29 protein-coding genes and 1 pseudogene are annotated in these 20,239 nt (G+C 32.4%); 16 read left to right on the forward strand and 14 right to left on the reverse strand.

Annotated elements, in window-relative coordinates; genetic code table 11:
* Nucleotides 1-63: 63 nt before the first annotated feature.
* Complete coding sequence (locus tag DN392_RS30815; RefSeq protein ID WP_001289320.1) at nucleotides 64-156, forward strand: putative holin-like toxin; 93 nt, start codon at nucleotides 64-66, stop codon at nucleotides 154-156.
* Between the two features lie 228 nt (nucleotides 157-384).
* On the opposite strand, the gene DN392_RS14810 is transcribed toward DN392_RS30815, so the two are convergent.
* Nucleotides 385-1,206 (reverse strand): HNH endonuclease, encoded by an 822-nt coding sequence (locus DN392_RS14810; RefSeq protein ID WP_000189705.1) that lies wholly within the window; start codon nucleotides 1,204-1,206, stop codon nucleotides 385-387.
* A gap of 149 nt (nucleotides 1,207-1,355) precedes the next feature.
* Between DN392_RS14810 and DN392_RS14815 the strand changes: the two genes are divergently transcribed.
* Complete coding sequence (locus DN392_RS14815; protein ID WP_000837880.1) at nucleotides 1,356-2,441, forward strand: AI-2E family transporter; 1,086 nt, start codon at nucleotides 1,356-1,358, stop codon at nucleotides 2,439-2,441.
* A gap of 241 nt (nucleotides 2,442-2,682) precedes the next feature.
* On the opposite strand, the gene DN392_RS14820 is transcribed toward DN392_RS14815, so the two are convergent.
* From DN392_RS14820 to DN392_RS14845, 6 genes are read right to left on the reverse strand one after another with little or no spacing between them, the layout of a single operon-like run.
* Entirely contained in the window at nucleotides 2,683-2,823 is a 141-nt protein-coding gene (locus DN392_RS14820; protein WP_088321443.1) for a YrzI family small protein, read from the reverse strand.
* Between the two features lie 25 nt (nucleotides 2,824-2,848).
* A complete protein-coding gene (locus DN392_RS14825; protein WP_075307518.1) occupies nucleotides 2,849-2,989 on the reverse strand; it encodes a YrzI family small protein in 141 nt (46 codons plus the stop codon).
* Between the two features lie 25 nt (nucleotides 2,990-3,014).
* Nucleotides 3,015-3,158: a YrzI family small protein gene (locus DN392_RS14830; protein ID WP_088321442.1), complete on the reverse strand. Its 144-nt coding sequence runs from the start codon at nucleotides 3,156-3,158 to the stop codon at nucleotides 3,015-3,017.
* 26 nt (nucleotides 3,159-3,184) lie between these two features.
* Nucleotides 3,185-3,331, reverse strand: coding sequence for a YrzI family small protein (locus DN392_RS14835; protein ID WP_088321441.1), 147 nt, complete (start codon nucleotides 3,329-3,331; stop codon nucleotides 3,185-3,187).
* Nucleotides 3,332-3,359: 28 nt separating this feature from the next.
* Complete coding sequence (locus tag DN392_RS14840) at nucleotides 3,360-3,503, reverse strand: YrzI family small protein (RefSeq protein WP_087964454.1); 144 nt, start codon at nucleotides 3,501-3,503, stop codon at nucleotides 3,360-3,362.
* Nucleotides 3,504-3,530: 27 nt separating this feature from the next.
* Nucleotides 3,531-3,671, reverse strand: a complete 141-nt coding sequence (locus DN392_RS14845; protein WP_000156179.1) for a YrzI family small protein — start codon at nucleotides 3,669-3,671, stop codon at nucleotides 3,531-3,533.
* A gap of 847 nt (nucleotides 3,672-4,518) precedes the next feature.
* Here DN392_RS14845 and DN392_RS14850 point away from each other — a divergent pair.
* The 8 genes and pseudogenes from DN392_RS14850 to DN392_RS14890 all read left to right on the forward strand — a co-directional run bounded on the left by DN392_RS14850 (nucleotide 4,519) and on the right by DN392_RS14890 (nucleotide 10,382).
* Nucleotides 4,519-5,874: an RNA-guided endonuclease TnpB family protein gene (locus tag DN392_RS14850; protein WP_088321440.1), complete on the forward strand. Its 1,356-nt coding sequence runs from the start codon at nucleotides 4,519-4,521 to the stop codon at nucleotides 5,872-5,874.
* Between the two features lie 291 nt (nucleotides 5,875-6,165).
* The gene (locus DN392_RS14860) at nucleotides 6,166-6,708 is read left to right on the forward strand and encodes a DUF4825 domain-containing protein (RefSeq protein WP_064057103.1); all 543 of its coding nucleotides are present in this window, start codon (nucleotides 6,166-6,168) and stop codon (nucleotides 6,706-6,708) included.
* Nucleotides 6,709-6,722: 14 nt separating this feature from the next.
* The gene (locus tag DN392_RS14865; RefSeq protein WP_088321439.1) at nucleotides 6,723-7,208 is read left to right on the forward strand and encodes a DinB family protein; all 486 of its coding nucleotides are present in this window, start codon (nucleotides 6,723-6,725) and stop codon (nucleotides 7,206-7,208) included.
* Nucleotides 7,209-7,331: 123 nt separating this feature from the next.
* A complete protein-coding gene (locus DN392_RS14870) occupies nucleotides 7,332-7,721 on the forward strand; it encodes a GntR family transcriptional regulator (RefSeq protein WP_048566205.1) in 390 nt (129 codons plus the stop codon).
* Nucleotides 7,708-8,580 (forward strand): ABC transporter ATP-binding protein, encoded by an 873-nt coding sequence (locus tag DN392_RS14875; protein WP_048566206.1) that lies wholly within the window; start codon nucleotides 7,708-7,710, stop codon nucleotides 8,578-8,580. Before DN392_RS14870 ends, DN392_RS14875 begins: the two co-directional genes overlap by 14 nt.
* Nucleotides 8,577-9,239: a DUF4052 family protein gene (locus tag DN392_RS14880; RefSeq protein WP_048566207.1), complete on the forward strand. Its 663-nt coding sequence runs from the start codon at nucleotides 8,577-8,579 to the stop codon at nucleotides 9,237-9,239. Before DN392_RS14875 ends, DN392_RS14880 begins: the two co-directional genes overlap by 4 nt.
* 45 nt (nucleotides 9,240-9,284) lie before the next feature.
* A pseudogene (locus tag DN392_RS14885) lies at nucleotides 9,285-9,764 on the forward strand (CcdC family protein).
* Between the two features lie 117 nt (nucleotides 9,765-9,881).
* Nucleotides 9,882-10,382: a 2'-5' RNA ligase family protein gene (locus DN392_RS14890; RefSeq protein WP_088321437.1), complete on the forward strand. Its 501-nt coding sequence runs from the start codon at nucleotides 9,882-9,884 to the stop codon at nucleotides 10,380-10,382.
* Nucleotides 10,383-10,406: 24 nt separating this feature from the next.
* Here DN392_RS14890 and coaW read toward each other — a convergent pair whose 3' ends face one another.
* From coaW to DN392_RS14930, 7 genes are all read right to left on the reverse strand, one after another.
* The gene (gene coaW, locus DN392_RS14895) at nucleotides 10,407-11,228 is read right to left on the reverse strand and encodes a type II pantothenate kinase (protein WP_048566210.1); all 822 of its coding nucleotides are present in this window, start codon (nucleotides 11,226-11,228) and stop codon (nucleotides 10,407-10,409) included.
* Nucleotides 11,229-11,320: 92 nt separating this feature from the next.
* A complete protein-coding gene (locus DN392_RS14900; RefSeq protein WP_048566211.1) occupies nucleotides 11,321-11,719 on the reverse strand; it encodes a 3-hydroxyacyl-ACP dehydratase FabZ family protein in 399 nt (132 codons plus the stop codon).
* Nucleotides 11,720-11,774: 55 nt separating this feature from the next.
* The gene (locus DN392_RS14905) at nucleotides 11,775-12,974 is read right to left on the reverse strand and encodes an LL-diaminopimelate aminotransferase (protein WP_142950450.1); all 1,200 of its coding nucleotides are present in this window, start codon (nucleotides 12,972-12,974) and stop codon (nucleotides 11,775-11,777) included.
* 533 nt (nucleotides 12,975-13,507) lie between these two features.
* Nucleotides 13,508-13,870, reverse strand: a complete 363-nt coding sequence (locus DN392_RS14915) for a hypothetical protein (protein ID WP_048560750.1) — start codon at nucleotides 13,868-13,870, stop codon at nucleotides 13,508-13,510.
* Nucleotides 13,871-14,039: 169 nt separating this feature from the next.
* The gene (locus DN392_RS14920) at nucleotides 14,040-14,339 is read right to left on the reverse strand and encodes a hypothetical protein (RefSeq protein ID WP_088321435.1); all 300 of its coding nucleotides are present in this window, start codon (nucleotides 14,337-14,339) and stop codon (nucleotides 14,040-14,042) included.
* A gap of 153 nt (nucleotides 14,340-14,492) precedes the next feature.
* A complete protein-coding gene (locus DN392_RS14925) occupies nucleotides 14,493-15,695 on the reverse strand; it encodes an MFS transporter (RefSeq protein WP_048566214.1) in 1,203 nt (400 codons plus the stop codon).
* Nucleotides 15,696-15,985: 290 nt separating this feature from the next.
* Complete coding sequence (locus DN392_RS14930) at nucleotides 15,986-16,138, reverse strand: YqbF domain-containing protein (RefSeq protein WP_071723536.1); 153 nt, start codon at nucleotides 16,136-16,138, stop codon at nucleotides 15,986-15,988.
* Between the two features lie 400 nt (nucleotides 16,139-16,538).
* On the opposite strand from DN392_RS14930, the gene DN392_RS14935 reads away from it, so the two are divergent.
* From DN392_RS14935 to DN392_RS14960, 6 genes are all read left to right on the forward strand, one after another.
* On the forward strand, nucleotides 16,539-16,907 hold the full coding sequence (locus DN392_RS14935) for a hypothetical protein (protein WP_001139549.1): 369 nt from the start codon (nucleotides 16,539-16,541) through the stop codon (nucleotides 16,905-16,907).
* Between the two features lie 174 nt (nucleotides 16,908-17,081).
* Complete coding sequence (locus tag DN392_RS14940) at nucleotides 17,082-17,867, forward strand: class I SAM-dependent methyltransferase (RefSeq protein ID WP_088321434.1); 786 nt, start codon at nucleotides 17,082-17,084, stop codon at nucleotides 17,865-17,867.
* A 69-nt stretch (nucleotides 17,868-17,936) separates the two neighbouring features.
* Nucleotides 17,937-18,125 carry a DUF3970 family protein gene (locus DN392_RS14945; protein WP_046954344.1) on the forward strand — a complete coding sequence of 63 codons (189 nt, stop codon included), beginning with the start codon at nucleotides 17,937-17,939 and terminating at the stop codon, nucleotides 18,123-18,125.
* An 80-nt stretch (nucleotides 18,126-18,205) separates the two neighbouring features.
* On the forward strand, nucleotides 18,206-19,171 hold the full coding sequence (locus DN392_RS14950; RefSeq protein ID WP_048566217.1) for a nucleoside hydrolase: 966 nt from the start codon (nucleotides 18,206-18,208) through the stop codon (nucleotides 19,169-19,171).
* A 172-nt stretch (nucleotides 19,172-19,343) separates the two neighbouring features.
* Complete coding sequence (locus tag DN392_RS14955) at nucleotides 19,344-19,586, forward strand: GlsB/YeaQ/YmgE family stress response membrane protein (protein WP_000638305.1); 243 nt, start codon at nucleotides 19,344-19,346, stop codon at nucleotides 19,584-19,586.
* Between the two features lie 77 nt (nucleotides 19,587-19,663).
* Nucleotides 19,664-20,059 (forward strand): hypothetical protein, encoded by a 396-nt coding sequence (locus tag DN392_RS14960; RefSeq protein ID WP_000847587.1) that lies wholly within the window; start codon nucleotides 19,664-19,666, stop codon nucleotides 20,057-20,059.
* Nucleotides 20,060-20,239 lie beyond the last annotated feature (180 nt).

Here is a 20,239-nt window from a genome sequence, read left to right on the forward strand (position 1 = left end):
TAACTTAAGGTACGGTTGGTTGTTCAATTATCACTTCTCCAAATAGGAGGGGGGTGATAATACGTGAGTGAAATAGCGTTGCTACTGCAGGGTGGACTGTTTCTCGTTGCATTGTTAACGTTCGTCGTCGTTTTAATAGACAAGCTCAAAAAATAACAACCCACCTATGCCAATAGAATGTGGGTTGTTTTGTTTGTAAGAAACAAATAGGATAAATGAACAATCCAATCTGCTAAGTTACGTGGACTAGTGTGTAGCCGCACACTGGTCTTTTTTATTTATTTACAATTAATAATTGGTTTATGTGATTGTATTGTTCTTTTCATACTTATTATAACACAGTGTCTTTTCATCAAGAAAGGAGACCGTATGTTCTGATTTCGATTAAATAGTAGGTTTTTTTTCTTTAAATAGCCCATCCATATACTGTTTTAAAGTTTGGACATAAAATTCCTGCCTATTTACATCATTTACGCCGACAATTGGAGATGAAAGTTCATACCTCTTTTCTGATAAATGAACGACAACGTCAAATATATCAAATAGACGAATGAAACAGAACAGGCCATCTTTATCACTTAATAAAATAAAGTAATGGTTCTCGCTATTTGTATTTAATGTATTCCATAAAGAACTTTTACTTAAATCGCGAACTATACTTTTTTCTTTTAATTCCATAAAATCGGCATTTGATAGAATGTTAGAAATAACAATCGCATCTGGATCTTCAAAATAGCCATCAACAGCTTGGACAGCGAAAGTATAAGCTGTTTTTAATACACTCATTTTGTATTTACGGTTATCTAAAAGTAATTCACGTTGAATAGAGCTAGCTACTTTCGTTACACGTTCTTCTTTCCAAATTTCATTATGTAGCGAAATATCGTGCTTTTTACATAGTTTCATAATTAATGCATTGGAATAAAGTATTTCATCACTTACTTCAACAACATCTGTCTCAGCAGCCGCAAGTTCCTCACCATGTTCATTCGTATAGAGCGGGGAATCAATTTGTTTTTTCATTTGCTCAATCTTAAATTGACTTAATTTATGCCGAATTAAGGGACGATCAATATTTGTTGTCATTTGTTCATGGCAAGTATCACAAATTGAGTTTGTGAAATAATATCCACATAATATTTCGGGGATGACATATTGTTCACTAAGTTCTTTCGTATCTTTTCTGCATATGATGCATTGTGTCATTTTTATCACCTTTACCTGCAAATTTGTATGTAATCTCATTGTAGTGTATTTATTGGTATTTTGGAATATTGTAAAGGAAAATATTATGTGAAATTCTTGCTTATTTTGGTACAATGAAGAGAAGTGCTAGTTTAAAGGAGGACGTTTTTTTGAAATCGAAAGTGCACTTTTGGACATTAGAAGTGCTAATGGTTGTAGCGATCATATTTATTTGCACAAAAATATCGTTTCTATTTCAACCGATTGGTATCTTCATATCAACATTGTTTTTCCCAATCTTAATCGCGTTATTTTTATACTTCATATTTAACCCATTGTTAGTCTTTTTGGAGAATAAAAAAGTACCTAGAAATTTAGCGATTTTACTGTTATATCTTTTTATTATAACATTAACTGCAGTTGGAGTTGGGGTAGTTGTTCCAACGATCTCGCAACAGTTAATGGATTTAGTAAAAAATATGCCCGGTTATATTAAAGAGGGAAAACTATACATACAAGATTTATCCCATCACAGATTATTTGAATGGTTATCTACACAAAACTACGTTTCCATTGAAACAATTGAGAAAAACGCGATTGAATATTTAAAGGATATACCAAACACGATTACGTCGAGTGCAACGGCTTTATTTGGTATTATCACAAACGTTGCATTAGTTATCTTCACAGTACCGTTTATTTTATTTTATATGTTTAAAGATGGACATGCGTTTCCAGGGAAAGCAGTTAGTCTATTACCTGAGTCTTACCGTGAAGAAGGACTTCGTATCATTAAGGAAACGAACGAAACATTATCTGCATATATTCAAGGGCAAGCGCTCGTTTGTATATTTGTAGGTGCTTTTACTTTTATCGGTTATTTAATTATCGATTTACCGTACGCTTTCGTTTTAGGAATTATAGCAGCATTTACAAATATCATTCCTAACCTAGGTCCATTTATCGGTGCAGCACCAGCTGTTATTGTAGGTCTGTTCGTATCTCCGATGCAAGCGTTGTACGTAATTATTATCGTAACAATTGTACAACAGTTTGAAAGTAACATCATTTCACCGCGTATTATGAGTTCAAAATTAAATATCCATCCGTTAACAATTATTATTTTAATTTTAGGGGTAGGTAACTTTGCGGGAATTATCGGAATGATTTTGGCAGTACCAGTTTATGCAGTAACAAAAACAGTTGTATCGAACTTAGTGAGATTGTTTAAGACGAAACGAAGTAATCGAAAATAGTATAAGTTGGGAAAGATACACCGCTTTTTAAGTGGTGTATCTTTTGTTTGTTAATCAATGAAAAAAAGTGTATGCATAAACTTTTATTATATATTTATTACATATCAAATATAACGGTAAACTTGTATGATATAGCCTCAATAAAACTATGTGGAATCCCTCTGAACTATCCAAATCATTTCCTTACAGCGTGCTAGCAACATCATAATCGACCCCTTTCAAGTTTTATATTTTTAAAGGATTATAGGTGAGAGTAGTATTTGCTTCTACGATCTCGAATTTCGTCTATAACCTGTTTATATTGTTGTTCTTGTTTTAATTCAGCTTCAGAATAGTTTTTTTTCTGAATTGTAATTGTTAAAAAGAAAAGGTGAAACTTCATAATACATTCCTCCTTTCGAAAGGAATTATAGATGGCTACAGTAGTGACTTTGGCGTTCTTTTACATCTTCCATAGCTTTATTAATTTGATAATCATGCAATATTTCACTGTCGGAGAACTTAGTTTTTTGAATCGTAATGGTTAAAAAGAATACTTTAAATTTCATTTGTTTTTACCCCTTTAAAAGTTATTTAGAAAAGACGGCTGTAATAAGAAGCTTGACGATCTTTCACTTCGTCCATAATAGATTGAATGTGTTGCTCACGTAAAATATCTCTCTGTGAAAGCTTACGTTTTTGAATGGTGATAGTTAAAAAGAATGCTTTAAATTTCATTAGGGAATTGCTCCTTTAAAAGTTATTTAAAACAGACGGCTGTTGTAATAAGAGGCTTGACGATCTTTCACTTCGTCCATAATAGATTGAATGTGTTGCTCACGTGAAATTTCTTTCTGTGAAAGTTTACGTTTTTGAATCGTAATGGTTAAAAAGAATGCTTTAAATTTCATTAGGGAATTGCTCCTTAAAAATATATTTTTAATACATATGCGTATAATATGAACTTTTAATGTCAGTCATTTTATCAGTCAGTTGTTTTAATTGTTGTTTACGATTGATCTCAGCTTCAGTTAAAGTATTTTTCTGAAGTACAGTCGTAAAAAAGAAAATATGAAAAGTCATAAATGAATTCCTCCTTTCGAAAAGGAATTACATGTGATCACAATAAAGTGCTTGGCGCTCCTTAACATCATTCATAGCTTTTTCAATTTGCTCATTATGAAACATTTCATCTTTAGAAATTTTATTTCTTTGAATCGTAATACTTAAAAACAATACGCTAATAGTCATCGAATGTTGCTCCTTTCTTAAAAAAATGATGTAGGAGGCTAAAAAATCGCACAAAAAAGCCACAGGAAGATATAGTTCTCCTATGGCAGGGCGTGAAAAAGCCACAGGAAAGTATACGACCTCCTGTGGCGAATTTATGAATTAATCGAAATAATGTACGATTTTCAATTCTCCATTAGGTTGGTCGAATTCATATTTAATTGTCCAGAAAACACAGGTGCAGTTAACGCTAAAGTTAAAGCATGTAATTGTAATTTCATCATTTCCTTCGACCTCCTTTTAGAATATTTTTCTTACGTTAGTAATTATATACAATTAATGGATAATTGTAAACAGAAAAATTGAAATTTTTTAATTTTGATTAAAATGCGTATATTTTAAAGGGTTTTGAGAAGATGTATTGTAATGAACGAAATATCAATAAAAGTGGGGGATGCTAAATGAAATATATGCATCGTAATGTAGTTGTTATGCTAACAATTTTTTTATCCTTTTCAGCAAGAAGACTCCATCGGATTTGTGTTACGGGTGAAACCCAACAATTCAGGTGGAGATGAATTGCCGTCAGAAGTTTCTTTTTGTCTTACGATACAATCTGCTCTTAGGTAAGGAGGGAATAGATCGTAAGACACCGAAATTGGATAATCATAATCATTTTGTATTTGAGCCAATAGGAATTGCGATGAAGACTATGTTTACATTTTGTTTCGTTCCCAATATGGATTTGCCAAAAGTAATTAATAGTTACAAAAGTGTTAGTACTTGTTTTATGAAACGAGATTTCCTAAGATAAAACACGATTTTAGGAAAAAAATTAATGAGCTCTCTAAGAAAGGTGGTGAAAACAATGGCTAGAAAGAAAGCAGTGAAAGTATTACGTAAACAAAAGAAAAGAGAAACGATGCAACGATTCACGCAGAAACAAAATATTGGACGAGCTTGTCTCAAGGCTAAAGAATTTCGTTTACTGCAACGCATGTCACATAGTTCAAAAGCATTGCGAAATGTTGGGTTGTACACGATTAAACAAAGTTATTTGAATCATAATAAAATAGCTACTGTAAAAGAAGTGGATAACGCCATGCAAGCTGATATGAACTACTGGGGCGTGCAATCAAACTCTGTGCAGGCTATTCGTAGAGCCTTATATGCAGAAGTGAAGAGCTTTTTTAAGGCATTGGAAAAGTGGAAGAACAATCCCGAGAAGTTCACAGGTCGTCCTAAGTTTCCAAATTATTCTCGTTCGACTGACAAACGTATCGTTGAAATCTATCAAGTGCCAAAAGTGGATGATAACGGGTATTGGATCATTCCGATGAATGTTGCATTCAGAAAAAAATTTGGTTCCATTAAAATACGTATGCCAAAAAACTTAAGAAATAAAAAAATCGCCTACATTGAGATTGTACCGAAGCAAAAAGGTCGGTTCTTTGAGGTGCATTACACATATGAAATGCACGTTTCACAAATGAAGAAACAACCCACGACTACGAGTAACGCTTTGAGTTGCGATTTAGGTGTAGATAGATTAGTAAGTTGCGTAACCAATACAGGTGATACATTCTTAATTGATGGGAAAAAATTAAAATCCATAAACCAATATTTCAACAAAATGATATGTAATCTCCAGCAGAAGAATATTGAAAACGGAATTTCAAAACGAGTTGTAACGAATAAAATGGCTGCACTTTGGCATAAACGAGAACGACAAATAAATGGTTACATTTCACAAACGGTAGGTCTGCTGTTCAAAAAAGTGAAAGCATTTGGCATAGATACGATTGTCGTAGGCTATAACGTTGGTTGGAAACAAAAATCTGATATGGGGAAAAAGAATAATCAAAAGTTTGTTCAAATCCCGTTTCATAAACTGATTGTAGCAATTGAGAATAAATGTATAAAAGAAGGTATACGATTTTTTAAACAAGAAGAAAGCTATACTTCAAAAGCTAGTTTTCTGGATAAAGATCCGGTTCCAGTTTGGTCTAAGGATGATAGGACCCGTTATCGCTTTAGTGGCAAACGAATGACTCGTGGTCTGTACCAAAGTAAAGCAGGAACATGTATCCATGCAGATATTAATGGTGCATTGAATACATTGCAAAAATCAAAAGTTGTACAATTGGATGACAACCTCAAAGTGAAAACACCGATTCTATTAGAAGTGCAAAAACGTAAGGCTGTTGCTTCGCGCATAGCTTAGTGGGTGCGTCAACCATCCATGTGTACTCGACTTGTCGGGGCTTGTAGCACACGCCAGGCTCATCTGAGTGGTGGCTTCTTCCACAAGGAAGAACTGCTCTTTTTCGAAAGGGTGGTGCAAGTGGGAAAACAAAATCGTTCGTTGCCAGTACCAACCAAAAACATACTTGGGGTGTTACCGTAAGGTGGCATGAATGCTAGAGCGTCAACTGTCTAGCGATAGACGAAAAGACCTAGCGTTCGAACTCAAGCCGCGACTGAAGCGTTTCATCTCAGTGGGGGTAGTTGACTTATTACTGCTTGTTCTAGCGGAGAAAGAATAAAAGAAATATCTGATGTGAAACCTGGTGACTTTAAGAAATATGCTGGGACATACGTTGGTAATAACTCAGATGTGGTTGCAGTTGTTAGTCATTTACCCGGTGGCGAAACATTTCAAAGTATAAATTTAGAGAATGAAAGCATAAAGGTGATCTATGGTGCAAAAGGGAATGGAACCCTTACAGAAGAAATGGTAGCGACGTATTGGTTTGATAATAAGGATACGATGGAGAAGAATTTTCTCTTTAACATTACGTATCTAGCAGTTTTAGTACCAAATGCAATAGGTTACGATTTTCAAGTAGAAAATAAAAAATTTATGATAAAAAGAGAAGAAATACTATCAATACTGTATGAAAAATTTGATGATTTTCCAAAAGAAAATGATATGTGGAATAAAAAGAAAGTAGTAAAGTTCCTTAATGATAATAACGAAAAAATTATAATGCTTATACATGATAAAGAGTTTCGAAAATCTTTATTTACTAAATATCCAGTGCAGCAGTTGAAATGATGGGAGGAGAAAAGGTGGAGTTAGTATACAAAATTACTTATCATAGAATGAAGGATCATTATTTACATAAGTTAGTACAAGCAATTAGGTTCGTTAGTGAAGATGAATTGTGGAAAGAAGGAGCTTCTGTTAACTCAATTGGTGGAATCGTACTACATATTTGTGAACATATACAGAGAAATACTAGTCGTTATAAAGATCCAAATATAGTTTTTGAAAAGGGAATCGAGGAGTATTTTCCAGTAAAACAACAAAGTTCTGAAGTTTTGCTACAGTACGTTGAAGAAGTATTTGATGAATGGGGAAAAGCATATATACAAGCATGGGAAAAAAAGTATATGGACCTTCATAGTTTATTACATTTAGTAGAGCATACAAGTTATCATTTAGGGAAAGTAGTAGATCGTACAAAATTTATAAAGGGACAACAATTTAATTTTTGTCAAAATGGTATAAATGAAAAAAATTTGAGAATTAGAGTTGAAACTTTAAAATTTTAGAAAGAGAGTCATTCTTAAATGGATGACTCTTTTTTTGTGAAAGAAATATATGGAAATAAATATTTTCGTGTGGTATGGTTAATTACATAAGTAATTAACCTATGAACCTAAGGTGGTGAAATTGTGAAACCTACTCTGGAGCAAAATAAATTAATATACTTGCAAATTGCAGAAACGATTGAATCTGATATTTTAAAAGACATATTACTTGAAGAAGAACAAGTACCATCAACAAATCAATTTGCGAAGATGTTACAAATAAATCCAGCTACTGCAGCTAAAGGGGTAAATGTATTAGTGGATGAAGGGATTTTATATAAAAAGAGAGGGATCGGGATGTTTGTTGCAAAGGGAGCAAAAGAAGTCGTACTTAAAAAAAGACAAAATACTTTTATGACCGAATATTTACCTAAAGTATGGGAAGAAGCAAAGGTGTTAGAAATATCTAAAGACGAATTGATGGATATGATTCAAAAAATTACGAAGGAGGGAAATAGGCATGATTGCTCTTGAAACGAAAGATGTAACGAAAAAATATAAAAAGACAGTAGCGGTAAATGAAATAACGATTGCATTAGAAGAACATAAAATATATGGTTTGCTCGGTAGAAACGGAGCGGGAAAAACGACATTATTAAATTTACTTGCAGGCCAAATTATTTCAAGTAGTGGTAGTATATCAATATTTGGGGAACATGTTTTTGAAAATAGTAAAGCGATGCAAAATATTTGTTTTGTTAGAGTGAAAGAAGAAGCACATTTAAGTTATAAAGTAAAAGAAATCTTTAAGATGTGCAGCATGTTTTATAAAAACTGGGATGGAAAGTACGCAGAAGAACTTGCCGATAAATTCCAACTTAATATGACAGTAAAATACCATAAACTATCACACGGCATGCAAACAGTCGTTGGAATTATTCAAGGGTTAGCAAGTAGGGCACCAATTACCATTTTTGATGAACCGACTACTGGTTTAGACGCAGCACATCGAGAATTATTTTATAGTTTACTACTAGAGGATTACGGTGAATATCCACGAACAATTATATTATCAACACATTTAGTAGAAGAAGTAACCCATGTGATTGAAGAAGTAATCATTATAAAAGAAGGAAAACTAGTTGTTCAATCATCAGTGGCAGATTTATTACAACAAGCTCATATTATTTCAGGAAAAAAAGATAAAGTAGATAAGTTTGCAATCAATAAGAAAGTAATAAATCGAGAAGTCTATGGAAATAAAGGCATTACTGTTATATGGGAAGAGCTTTCTAATGAAGATTATTCCTCTCTTGAAAAAGAAGGTTTAGTAATTGATAGAATTACATTACAAAAACTATTTATTCACATAACTGGTGGTGAAGTGAAATGACAATGTTAATGAAGCAGTTGAAGTTACATATAAATTTTCATTATAAAGCAATTTTAATATTCTGGATGGTAGCTTTATTAATAAAAGGGGCTTTAAATGCTGCTCATTTATATGGAGCAAACATTGGTTATTTACCTGAAATTATAAATAACCCTTCAATAGCAATTATGTTATTTATAGTAGGGAGTGTTTTCATCATACAAGATGAGCTATTTCGTTTAGCTATTTCATTCGGTGTTACGAGAATACAATATTTTATCGGAGCAATTTGTTACATTGTACTTCAATCTGCATTATTTTCATTTCTTCAAGTTATGCTTCTGCAAGATTTAAAATATAACGTAGTAAATGTTAATTTTGGGGAGCAATCGATACAACAATTTATTTTGCAATTTTTATTTTATGTTACAACAGCATGTTTCTTTCAAGTGGTAGTAGTTTTTAAGCAACGATTTAAGTGGATTGGTCTTATGATTGGTGGAACACTGTTCTTATCAACAAATAGTGTGCTTTATGGAGAGGCGGGAGTAACCAGTTTATTATTTACGAGTGATGTATCCTCAGTAGATATTCCATATTTTACTGTTATTTCAATTGGATTAACTGTGCTTTATATCATAACTAGTAGTATATTTATTCGAAAAGTATCATTCGAATAAACGATTTAAAATAGTATTAGATTACTATAGAGAGAAGGATAGAAAATGGGAGACACATCTTCACTCATTACAGTTTTCTTATGCATTGCACTACTAATATTCTGGCGTCGTTATTGATCTATGTATAAACCTATAAAGGGAACAGGGATACGTATTTTGTGGCCATTATTATTTTTAACACCGGGTGTTTTATGGTTTTTTGATCCCGTACATCCAGCTATATTACAAGTAGTTATAGCAGTATCGATTGGAATTCTTCTCGCCGCACCACTTATAGTTTTAACAAATTATGAAAGAAGAGATGATGGGAATATTTATACGAAAAAAAGTGTAGCTTTTTTAATTACTTTCATTCTACTGGTTATTTTAAGGTATGGTTCAAGGCAATATATTGTAGATTTAGATAAACAAATGATTGGTTTATTATTTTATGTTGTTGCAGTATCGTATATCATTCCGTGGAGAATTGCTTGTTATATAAAATTTAGGGAAGTTTGGCGGGAAAATAATAATCATGTTATATAAGAAAAAACTTTTCTTTTGAGAAGTTTTTTCTTTTTATATGTAATTGAAATCATTTGTTGAAGTGCAAGCTACCATACAATATGATGAATATAAAAAGAGAAAGTAGGGGGTATAAAAATGCGTACAATTTTACTTTTTCTAAACGAAATGTCTATTAATGAAATAGAGGACATTAGGAAAAAACATGATCCTTTATTCGGTTTAATCCCACCGCATATTACAGTTATATTCCCATTTGAAAGCTCGATTTCAAATGATGAGCTGAAGTTACATATTTTAAAATTATCAAAAGGGATACAAGAGATAGAAATTAAATTTGCGAATCAAATTACAGATGAAGGGGAATATTTGTTTTTACGAGTTGAAGAGGGGAAAAAACAAATAGAAGAACTACATGATATGCTTTATACAGGACCTTTAATAAAATTTTTAAAAGAAGATATTCCATACATACCGCATGTAACAGTCGGGAGAAAAGAAAGTGCTGAGTTAGCTGCTGAAGTAGCCAAGGATATTCATAGTTTACCTGAAAAGTTACAATGTGTAATTGATAAAATTAGTGTAGAGCGAATTGGAGAGGGCGGGGAATCAATTATTGAATTTGAAGTACCGTTGTAAAAAAGCTGACAAAAGTCAGCTTTTTTAATCCGTAATATGAAGTAAAGCACCAATCGCACCGCTATTACCACCATCTTGTAAAAAGATTGGTGTTTTATTTTGATATACTGTGTAGCTACTAATAATATTTTGGAGGTGTACGTTATTACATAGAGTCGAACCAATATAAATAATATGGTCAATGTTTTTTGTTTCGGCGAATTGAAGGCTTAATGCAGTAACGACTTCACCGACAAGTCCTTGTACAGTAGCAAGTATGTCTGAGCTATTATATTTTGATTCTGAAATAGCAGCTTTACCAAAATTGCTTGCAGTTAAGCTATTATCAATAGGAGAGAGAATGCCACCATAAATATCACCGACCGTAATATCTAGTTCTTTTCTAGAACCTAATTTTGTTAAAGGAATCACATCTTCAAAATGATCTATATTTGTTAACAATTTTGAAAGCCCCATAATAGTACCACCGCCAACACCCGTTCCACCAGCTCGAATATATTTGTCATTATAAACGTAATGAATGGAAGTACCTGTACCTATATTTGTTAAAATAAAGTTGTTTATATCATATTGCTCTTCTTTTAATATGTATCGGACACCTACAAGAGTAGCTTCAAATTCGTTTAGTTCTACTATTTTATATGAGTCTGAAAGTAGTTGTTGTAATCGTTTTGCTTTACCACCTGTTATACATATTTGTTTTATACAAGTGTTTTTCTTAAGCCAATCTATTATTTTATCTTGTTCATTTGAATAAAATTTTTCAAAAGCTAATTGCTTTTGTTCGTTCAAATAAGCAATTTTCGTTAATGTTCCTCCAGCATCGATACCGATAGTACTTTCCATTTTCCTGCTCCTAACCAAGTAATTTGTTTACTCTGTTCATGTTGGTGAGACGAATTTGTAGGAGAGAGATATCCTGACGAATTACATCGTCTCTATTCTGCTTGATATATTAATAGCTTTTCTATAGTTACAATCGGCTGATCGTTAATAGTTGCAGTACCTTTACCGAGAATAAAACCTCGACGATTGCGAGCAAGCTTATAATGTAAATCAAGTTTATCACCGGGATATGCGTTTCCGTGGAATTCAACCCCATCCAACGAAGAGAGGAAGCCTAGACCTTCAGAGTCATTTGTATTTACAAATGCACTAAGCTGAGCAAGTGCTTCTACAATTAACATATGAGGCATATGTTTTTGATTATCATTTATAAACCACTCATTATTTGAAATGAGTTTATATCCCGTAACGGATTCACCATGTTTTACATTTGTTACTTTATCAATCATTAAAAAAGGATAACGATGAGGAAGAGTGTCTTTAATATGCAATGAAAGTACCTCCAATAAATAATACCCCTGCTACAGTTAAGCAGGGGAGTTACCATTAATTTTTGACTAATTCATTTATTTTTTCAAGAGAAAAAATACCGCTATTTCGAATGTTTTCAACAACTTGTTGTAACACTTCTTTATCTTGAACAAGTGCAATACGTACAAATCCTTCACCATGAGGTCCAAATGCGTGACCTGGTGTAACAACGACATTTGCACGATCCATTAATGCATAAGCGAAATCTATAGAAGTCCAGCCTTTCGGAATTTCGGCCCAGACGAACATACTACCAGCTGGTTTATCAACATTCCAACCAAATGTTCGGAATCCATCAACTAAAGTATCTCTACGTTCTTGATAAATATCGCGATTTTTCTCACAAAACGCAGCGCCATTTCTTAGTGCCGCTGATGCCGCTTTTTGAATTGGTAAAAACACACCATAATCTGTATTGGATTTAAATTGCGTAAGCGCACGAACAATTTCTTTATTACCAATCATATAACCAATACGGCTACCTGCTAAACTATAACTTTTTGATAAAGAGTTGATTTCTACTCCAACTTCTTTAGCACCAGGTACAGAGAGGAAGCTAATTGGTTTATTGCCATCAAAATAAAATTCAGCATAAGCAAAATCATGGACAACAATAATGTTATGCTTTTTCGCGAATGCGATTACCTCTTTAAAGAAATCTTCATGAGCCATTGCTGGAACGGGATTTCCTGGGAAGTTTAAAATCATCATTTTCGCTTTTTCGGCAATTTCTGCAGGAATTAACTCTAAGTTAGGTAAGAATTCATTTTCTTTCTTTAATGGCATGTAGTAAGATGTTGCACCAGCCATTTGAATTCCAGTTTCATAAGCTGTATATCCTGGATCCGGAACTAATATAATATCTCCCGGATTTGCATAAACCATAGGTAAATGAACAAGTCCGTCTTGTGAACCCATTAATAATAAAACTTCTTTATCGGCATTTAATTTAACGTTATGAGTGTTGTTATAATATTCAGTTACAGCTTCGTGAAATTCTTGAATACCACTTAATGTGTATCCGTAGCTTTCTTTTTCACTTGCTGTATGTACCATTTCTTCTCTTACGAAGTCAGCAGGCGGCATATCAGGATTCCCAATACTTAAATCAATCATTTTGTGACCTGCTGCAATTTTTTCTTTTTTATAAGCCCCTAATTCACTAAATATAGAAGATTGGAATGCTTTCATTCTAGTTGCTAACGTGTAAGTCATCAAAACCCCTCCTAAAAACAGTGTTTTCTTTCTGCGTTTTTAATTATTCTGAAAACACATATTTACATTTTATCATTTTTTTATGAAAATTAAAACGATTGACAAATTTAGAGGGAGGATTAGTCTTTTTTGAAAGGGCGTTGTAAATAAGGACTGGTTAACTGAATTGTTTATTATATCTTTCTATACGGTTTAGGATGTTTTATAGTTTTTATTAAGTATATCCCGCATATTTTGGATGAAAAAGAACACGAAAACGAGGCCTAATATACCACTAAGCCAATAGTATGAATTTCCTGTCGTGAATCTTTCATAAAATGAAAGTGCACTCCATAGGATTAGGATAATGGAACAGATTGTTGATACAATTAATGAACTTAAACTTCTCAAAAAAAGCACCTCGCATTAAAATATTGTTATTATATAATACTACATTTAAATTTAAAGATTTAAAAGAGGAAAATGTTTTTGGGGAGGTTTTGTAAATTAAAAATAACGCAGAAAATATTTTCTGCGTCTTATATGAAGTGTAATCATTTCTTTTTATATGTACATAACTTTTCCACTGCATAAAAGTATACATTTAATTTGCCATCGACAACTTTTAAAGTTTGATCCGATGTAAATGAGTTACCATAATCAATGTGATATACATTAGAATTCTTTACAAATGAACCTTTGTATAAATCTTCTTTATTCTTCGTTGTTTGCATCTCTACTAAGTTTTGAACAATTTTTTCTTTCTTTTCTTCTTTTACAACTGTTTCAAATTTATAAGATGCAGGGCAAAGACTATTTTTGCTGTCAACGACTTCCCAAGAACCGTATATATCATTATTGCTACATCCGCTAAGTAGAACAATGAATATTGGAATAATTAATAGAATCTTTTTCATTTTGTACTCCTTTCTTTTCATTTTCAATAAACTTGCGAATACGATACGAATATTGTAATAAATAAAGTTTAAATTTTTATAAAGAATTATTTAATTTCACATAAAAATTTTGGGGAATTGAAAAAGCATGAATCTAGTATAAAGTCAGATTCATGCAGAGTACTATAGTCTATGTTATGTCTCTTTTGAGGAAAAATAATGAGGAAAGTAGGATCATTATTCCATTTAAAATATATATAATTGCAACAATGAAGGCTATCCCACCTGCGCCAAATCCAGCTTTATCGAATATAGAAGCGAATACTACGGTAGCCAAAAAAACAATAGGAGTTAGTAGTAAAAAAATGAAACCTGCGATAATTCTTCTTTTAAGGTTATGTCCAGATAAGGAAATTGCTAAAAAGTTTATGATGCTAAACAGAGCTAATACAAAAATAAAGATACTAAATAACTGCATACCATCAGACAATTTCGCACCTCCTGTATATATCATGTTAGTATACTGTATTCGAAAGCGAAAGAGGGTACTCCTTTAAATAATTATAATAAGCGTAATAAATAAGGCTTTATATAACAAAGACGCATGGATTAATCTAATATGATCCATGCGTCTTTATTTATGTTATAAATTCGCAGATTGCGAAGGTTGTTTTTCATATTGTTTCTGTTTAGATAATGAAATGAAAACAATTAATAATGAAATCACACCGAAAATGAGAACCATATATTGCAATCCAATCGTATCTAAGAAGAAGCCTGTGCCGAGTAAGACAATTTGGAACATAACTCTCTCAAACATATTACGGAATGAGAAGAGACGACCATGATAGCTTTTTTCCACTTTCGTTTGGAAAATTGTCGACATAATAGGGAAGAAGCAACCAACACTAAAACCAAATAAACCAAATGATGTAAGAGACATCCATTTTATATCGCTAAAGAACAAGGAAAGGTGTGCAAAAGCGGTACAAACAGCGAAGAAATATAATAATTTTTCAGGTTTGAAATGGTCAGATAAACGTTTAATAACGAAGGCCCCTAACATAAATGCGACACCTTCAATGGTATATATAAAGCCTTTAATCGTTGGATCATGTTGCATTTCACTAATGTTGATTACCATTAAATTAAATCCGGCTATAAATAATAGAGGGATAATACTTAATATAAGTGCTGTAAAAGCAATAGGAATTCCTTTTAAAATACGAAATACTTCCATAAAGCTATTATCTTTCGCAGCTTGTTTACTTGGTGTTGTTGATTTCTTATCTTCGAATTGTAAGAAGAAAGTTGAGAGGAATAATAAAGCGTATGCTGCCATTGAGAAGGCATACATATACTGTAAACTCATTACAACTAAAAGAATTCCACCTAGTGAAGTACCTGCAATACGAGCGATTGTACCTACATTCATATGTACACCGTTCATCTGTAATAACTCATGCTCACGTACGATGAGTGGAATTACAGATTGTAATGCAGGGAAGTAAAATGCTGCAGAAATTTGAAGGGCAACCATAAATGCAATCATGAAGGCAATGCTTTCAAATTGGATAGCGAAAAACATAAAAATAACACTAATAACGCGACCGAACCCAGCATAAAGAAGAACTTTTTTCTTTTCATACTGATCGATAATACGACCAGCCATAGGACCAACTAGTACACCAGCTAATAGTCCGATAAATAATATAACTGATTTCATGAAATCAGAAGGGACATATTTTTGCATAAATTCAAGGTTGCCAAGAATACCAAGCCATAGCCCTAGACCAGCAATAAACTCCCCAATTAACACAATCCAAACATTTTTATTACGCCACATAATGTAAAACCTCTCCGTCTTTTAAAATGAAAAACTCGTATATAAAACCTCCTTATTTTATATAGAATTTATAACGAACTTTTTTAGAGTCAGAGTCTATATTACGTGTTTCATGAGTGGATTTCAATCTTTTTGATTTGTCAAAAATTTGATGTGTTAATAGATGAAATAAGTAAGTCAAAATGTATAAAACCAATGATTACATATTCATTGAAAGTAAGGATAAATAAAATAAAAGCATCAAGAAAATATCACTATTAAATGATATTTTTCTTGATGCTTTTAATACATCAGGCTGAATATTCTTCTTTACGTACTTCGAAAAATTCATTACGACGTAAGTAATTATAAACTTTCTCGGAAACCTTTTCTTCTTCAGACATTAAGAAACGATGATCAAAAGCATAGAATGATTGACCTTTAATTAATTTTACGTAGTATATTTTACACGCCTCCTCTAGCATAATTGGAACTTACCTAATATTATGATGGCCTATATGCTTGTGAATCATACTTGGAGTTTCAAAGGATAGAAGCTAAATAAGTTGAAAAAGCTTACAAAACTGTAATGTTGTTGTCACGTTTTCCGATAGTTAAAAATAACCAATATCTCCTATACTAGAAATATGTTACATAAAATAAGGGGGGGAAAAGATGGATGAAGTAATTGGGGAAGTTGTAGCAGGTATTTGTGAATTTGTAGTTGAAGTAACGGCAGATGCTGTTGGAAATTTAGTTTCTAGAAATAATGAGCCTTAATATATATACAATATATTAATATTATTTAAATATTTGTTTGTTAGGATGGAGATGAAACCAATATAGGAGGTGATTAAAATAAATATGCCGAGTTTGGGATTAGATTTATCTAATTCCCGTTTAATTATGGCGAATGTAGACGAAAGGGAATATCATTTTATTATACGTGAACATCCAATTTTAGGGAAAATTATATCGCTACTTGAAAATGGAAAAGAATACGGCTTAATGGATAAACAAATCGCTAATAAAGATAAATTTATAAAATCGGAGCTTATTAAATTAGATTATTTTAACCTAGATGTTCTACAGCATACACCTGGATGGATATGGATCGGCATGGATCAATTTGGTTTACATGCTCGTGAGGCTACTTATAACGAAGTAGACGTTATTATGAAGTTGAAAGAGGATTTATATTATATAGATGTATATGAAAAAGTAAAAATGTAATAAATATTTAGTCGGGTTAGGGGACAAGTTCCCGTAGCCTTTTTTGTTTAGTATATTGATGATAGGACAGCATGATAAGAAGTAAGCTGAAAAGAGGATTTGAAAATACATAAAGAGAACTTTAATTATTATATGAATCCTATATGTAAATAACAATAGAAAGAAGATGATAAAATGAGTAAAGAAGAGCTTGTAAAACAACAGTTTGGTAATAATGCGGAAAAATATGTGAAAAGTAAAATTCATGCTAATGGACCAGACTTACAATATGTGGTTCAACAAGTTGAGTCTCGTCATAATAATCGTCTTCTTGATATTGCTACTGGCGGTGGACATGTTGCGAATGTATTAGCTCCATTGTTTAAAGAAGTAGTTGCCTTAGACTTAACAGAAAAAATGCTAGAGAATGCGAAAAACTTTATTATAAGTAATGGATATGAAAATGTATCTTTTGTCGCTGGAAACGCTGAAAGTTTATCGTTTGCCGATAGTTCTTTTGATACGATTACATGCCGAATTGCAGCACATCATTTTACGAATCCAGCTCAGTTTATATGTGAAGTAAATCGTACGTTAGAACATAATGGATTGTTTATTTTAATAGATAATGTTTCACCGGAAAATAATGAATTTGATACATTTTATAATTTTATAGAAAAAAAGCGAGATCCGAGTCATGAACGAGCGATGAAAAAAACAGAATGGATTACCTTATTAGAAAAAAATGGTTTACAAATGCAGTCATGTCTTACTTTTGACAAGAAATTTGAATTTGACTGGTGGTGCGATATGATGAATGTACCTTTGCAGAAACGCGTGAAGTTAACAGAATGTATGATGAAAACATCAGTTGAAATGCAAGAGTTCTTTAACATTCAATATGAAAATAATAAAATTATATCGTTTTATACTGAAATGGCATTGTTTGTATGCAAAAAAAGCGCGACATTAAAAAGATAAATTTCTTGCAGTCTTTTCAAAGTACGTTATACTTAGTACAGAGAAAATGAGAATTGAGGAAAAGTAATAATGATTCGCGTACGTATTGAAGGAACTGAAGAAGAAATGTTTGAATTTATGGAGAAAATGCCAGATATTCCTGGATTTGAAAAAACACATATGAGAGAACCGAGAAAAGGAAATAATCCGAAATACGATTCAAGTAAAAATGTACTAGCATATTTATCTTATAAAAAGATTGAAGTCGCCAATAAATAGGCGACTTTTTTAGTTTGCACCGTTTCACAGCCTTGTCTTTTTTACATAATAATAATAATAGTAGATTATGTTGAAGAGGGGTGAGGATAGTTAATAAGAAAATCATCTTTTTTGGAGACTTTGGTATTGACGATGCGGTGGCGTTAATTTATGCAAATAAAACATGTCAATTGGATATTATAGGTATTGTTGCTGAATATGGGAATGTATCGCGAGAGATTGTAACGGAAAATGTGTATTTTTTAGAAAGATACTATGCTACAGAAGTAAAAATCATTGAGGGTGCAGCAAGACCGATGACAGCTGAAGAACCTTTGTTCTTTCCTGAAATACATGGAGATCATGGTTTAGGGCCAATTATTCCACCTGATATGAGGATTTGTAAACGGGAAAATTTTTGTGAACTAATTAAATTAATTGAACCTTGTCCAGAAGATATTATTATCGTAGCGACAGGGCGTTTAACAACATTGGCAACGTTATTTTTATTATATCCAAATGTAATGGATAAGGTATGTTCATATTATATTATGGGCGGTGCGTTTTTATTTCCTGGTAACGTTACTCCTGTATCAGAAGCTAATTTTTATGGAGATCCAATCGCCGCAAATATTGTGATGAAGTACGCAAAGAATGCGACTATTTTTCCGTTAAATGTAACGCAAGAAGCCCTCATTACTCCTGAAATGGTGGATATTATTAATAAAGAAGGAACAGGACAGGCGAAACTTATTAAACCAATGATCGATTTTTATTATGAGAACTTTTATAAAAAAGAATACCCGGGTATTGCTGGAAGTCCGATTCATGATTTACTTCCGTTCATTTCCTTTATTAATGATGATATTTTTGAATATAAAAAGTCAGCAGTTTGGATCAGTACGACAAATGACGTAACTAGAGGACAAAGTGTGGCAGATTTTAGAAAAATAGCCGAGCCAACAACGTTTGATAATAGACCAATTCAAAAAATTGCAGTTGGTTTTAACTATCCTGCATTTAAAAAAGAGTTTATACGGACAATATTAAAGCCTGACTGTCCTTAATATGTGTATTACGAATAACATCAACCTCGAGTCGAAAAACTGGTCGTTCATTATTTTGAAATAATCTAATAGTTGATTTGTATGAATAACTACTGAAAAATGTAACATAACTAATGGTAAGCAATTGTTTCTAATTATATTTTGATTGGTAAAATATAAAGGAGGTTATCATATGATTTGGTCTTTAATCGTCGGTGGTATATTAGGATGGCTTGCGAGCTTAATTACTGGAAAGGACGTACCTGGTGGTGTAATTGGTAATATTATTGCTGGTATTATCGGTTCTTGGATTGGTTCGAAATTACTTGGTAGTTTTGGTCCAGTCATTGGCGGATATGCAATTATTCCAGCTTTAATCGGTGCGATCGTTTTAATTTTCATCGTAAGCTTCTTATTACGAGCAATGCGAAAATGAATGTACGGACTGTTTACATTTGTAAGCAGTCCTTTTTATATGTTATGCTAGCATTATACAATCAGGAGGTGTCAGCATTGAAAACATTTACAGTAAATTTCCATCAAGAAGATAATGCTAAAGCGACAACAGTACATAAATTAAGTGAAGAGGACTTCAACAAAGCAACAGAAAAAGGCACTCGTCATCTATTTGATTTAGATACAAACGTTGGATTCTTCGTATTCTTTGACGCAGAAGATGCAGAAGGTAATGATCAATACTTAATGTTACAATACGAAGGCGATCATGAAGAGCCAACTGCGTGCTACGGATTTGATTTAAAACTATACTATCAATTTTTAGCACTATACTTAAATGATCTTGAGTTCCAAGGTGAAACAGATGAAGAAGAGGAAGAGTATGGCCCAATTCATCATTTAGCTCACTTACTTTATCATATTGTTGAAGATGGTAAGTCAATCGAAGTGTAAAAATACATATGTAAAGCTGTCCTTTTTGGGCAGCTTTTTTTATTATTATGATGAATGTTATGATTTGCATAATGGTAAATGGATTTCTGATGGTGATAAATGGTTTGATTAAACAGAAAAAGCAACAAAGAAGACTCATCTTTCTTTGTTGCTTTTTCTACGTTTCAGGAAGGATTGCAG

This window comes from Bacillus sp. BB51/4 (genome assembly GCF_008368845.1).
Classification (GTDB): domain Bacteria; phylum Bacillota; class Bacilli; order Bacillales; family Bacillaceae_G; genus Bacillus_A; species Bacillus_A wiedmannii.

Excerpts from the sequence above, each read along its gene's own strand:
- DN392_RS14890 (WP_088321437.1), top strand. The coding sequence starts at position 9,882 with ATGCGTACAATTTTACTTTTTCTAAACGAAATGTCTATTAATGAAATA.
- DN392_RS14850 (WP_088321440.1), top strand. The coding sequence starts at position 4,519 with ATGGCTAGAAAGAAAGCAGTGAAAGTATTACGTAAACAAAAGAAAAGA.
- DN392_RS14905 (WP_142950450.1), bottom strand. The coding sequence starts at position 12,974 with ATGACTTACACGTTAGCAACTAGAATGAAAGCATTCCAATCTTCTATA.
- DN392_RS14945 (WP_046954344.1), top strand. The coding sequence starts at position 17,937 with ATGATTCGCGTACGTATTGAAGGAACTGAAGAAGAAATGTTTGAATTT.
- DN392_RS14830 (WP_088321442.1), bottom strand. The coding sequence starts at position 3,158 with ATGAAATTTAAAGCATTCTTTTTAACTATCACCATTCAAAAACGTAAG.
- DN392_RS14820 (WP_088321443.1), bottom strand. The coding sequence starts at position 2,823 with ATGAAGTTTCACCTTTTCTTTTTAACAATTACAATTCAGAAAAAAAAC.
- DN392_RS14880 (WP_048566207.1), top strand. The coding sequence starts at position 8,577 with ATGACAATGTTAATGAAGCAGTTGAAGTTACATATAAATTTTCATTAT.
- DN392_RS14915 (WP_048560750.1), bottom strand. The coding sequence starts at position 13,870 with ATGAAAAAGATTCTATTAATTATTCCAATATTCATTGTTCTACTTAGC.
- DN392_RS14845 (WP_000156179.1), bottom strand. The coding sequence starts at position 3,671 with ATGACTATTAGCGTATTGTTTTTAAGTATTACGATTCAAAGAAATAAA.
- DN392_RS14925 (WP_048566214.1), bottom strand. The coding sequence starts at position 15,695 with ATGTGGCGTAATAAAAATGTTTGGATTGTGTTAATTGGGGAGTTTATT.
- DN392_RS14875 (WP_048566206.1), top strand. The coding sequence starts at position 7,708 with ATGATTGCTCTTGAAACGAAAGATGTAACGAAAAAATATAAAAAGACA.
- DN392_RS14955 (WP_000638305.1), top strand. The coding sequence starts at position 19,344 with ATGATTTGGTCTTTAATCGTCGGTGGTATATTAGGATGGCTTGCGAGC.
- coaW (WP_048566210.1), bottom strand. The coding sequence starts at position 11,228 with ATGGAAAGTACTATCGGTATCGATGCTGGAGGAACATTAACGAAAATT.
- DN392_RS14935 (WP_001139549.1), top strand. The coding sequence starts at position 16,539 with ATGCCGAGTTTGGGATTAGATTTATCTAATTCCCGTTTAATTATGGCG.
- DN392_RS14825 (WP_075307518.1), bottom strand. The coding sequence starts at position 2,989 with ATGAAATTTAAAGTATTCTTTTTAACCATTACGATTCAAAAAACTAAG.
- DN392_RS14810 (WP_000189705.1), bottom strand. The coding sequence starts at position 1,206 with ATGACACAATGCATCATATGCAGAAAAGATACGAAAGAACTTAGTGAA.
- DN392_RS14840 (WP_087964454.1), bottom strand. The coding sequence starts at position 3,503 with ATGACTTTTCATATTTTCTTTTTTACGACTGTACTTCAGAAAAATACT.
- DN392_RS14835 (WP_088321441.1), bottom strand. The coding sequence starts at position 3,331 with ATGAAATTTAAAGCATTCTTTTTAACCATTACGATTCAAAAACGTAAA.
- DN392_RS14940 (WP_088321434.1), top strand. The coding sequence starts at position 17,082 with ATGAGTAAAGAAGAGCTTGTAAAACAACAGTTTGGTAATAATGCGGAA.